The organism is Erythrobacter sp. QSSC1-22B (genome assembly GCF_001678665.1).
Taxonomy (GTDB): Bacteria; Pseudomonadota; Alphaproteobacteria; order Sphingomonadales; family Sphingomonadaceae; genus Qipengyuania.
Genome location: NZ_LZRP01000032.1, coordinates 1 through 1167, shown reverse-complemented (window position 1 = coordinate 1167; position 1167 = coordinate 1). Strand labels below are relative to the sequence as shown.

At 61.5% G+C, this 1167-nt stretch carries 1 protein-coding gene; it reads left to right on the top strand.

Features of this window, described 5'->3' with window-relative positions:
* Positions 1-89: 89 nt before the first annotated feature.
* Positions 90-1150 (top strand): IS630 family transposase gene (locus A9995_RS16400; protein ID WP_233998276.1). Its coding sequence is split into 2 segments (ribosomal slippage): positions 90-582 and positions 582-1150, totalling 1062 coding nucleotides; the frame shifts between segments, so codons are not numbered across the junction.
* Positions 1151-1167: the final 17 nt, after the last annotated feature.

The window sequence follows — 1167 nt, the reverse complement described above, 5'->3', positions numbered from 1 at the left end:
ATACCAAAGCTCGTTGAGGCTGACTCTCGTTAGGGATTCCCAAGAGGGGATAATTCTGATTCGACATTGCAAGCACATGGAGGTTTGCAATGGCCGCAGCGATCAAGGTTCGGACAGACTATACATCGGCGGATTTGCGTCGGTTTAGCCGGCGTTGCGAAGATGCCGATCAGGTTCGGCGGCTTTTGGCCGTCGCACATATTCTGGACGGCGGCAGCAGGAGCGAGGCGGCGAAGATTGCCGGGGTTACGCTTCAGATCGTGCGCGACTGGGTCCTGCGCTTCAATGAGGGTGGTCCTGAGGGGCTGGCGACACGCAAGGCGCCGGGGCGGGCTTCGATCCTTAATGATGAACAGCGCGCCCGACTTGCCGAACAAGTCGAGGCGGGGCCGATCCCAGCAGCGCATGGTGTCGTGCGCTGGCGGCTTGCCGATCTGGCCCAGTGGGTATGGGATGAGTTCAGGCTGTCGATCACCCGTCAGACCCTCGGACGCGAGCTTCGTGCGATGGGCTACCGCAAGCTCTCTGCACGGCCGCGCCACCGTGGCCAAAAGCCCGAAGACATCGACATTTTTAAAAAGAGTTCGCTGCCCGTCTGGCACAAATCAAACGAGGGCTCCGGAAGGGAACGCAGGTAGAGCTGTGGTGGCAGGACGAAGCACGCATCGGCCAGCAGACCAAGCTCACCCGGCGCTGGGCCAGACGTGGCACCCGCCCCTCAGCGCCGAAGGATCAGCGGCGGTCCTCGGTATGGATCTTTGGCGCGATCTGCCCCGCTGAAGGCAAGGCTGCCGGCATCGTCATGCCCAAGTGCAATAGCCAGGCAATGAGCATGCATCTCGAGGAGATCGCCTTCCATGTCGCGCCCGGCGCGCATGCGGTCGTCCTGCTCGACCAGGCGGGTTGGCATGGCTCGGCCGAACTGGTCGTGCCATCGAACATCACGCTCATGCCGCTGCCTCCCAGGTGCCCCGAACTTAACCCGGTCGAGAACGTGTGGCAGTTCATGCGCGACAACTGGCTCTCGAACCGCATCTTCGGTTCCTACGAAGACATCGTCGACCACTGCTGCCACGCCTGGAACAAGCTTGCCGATCAACCATGGCGCATCATGACGCTTGGCCTGCGGCGATGGGCTCATGGGTTCTGATCAATGCGCCTTGGTAT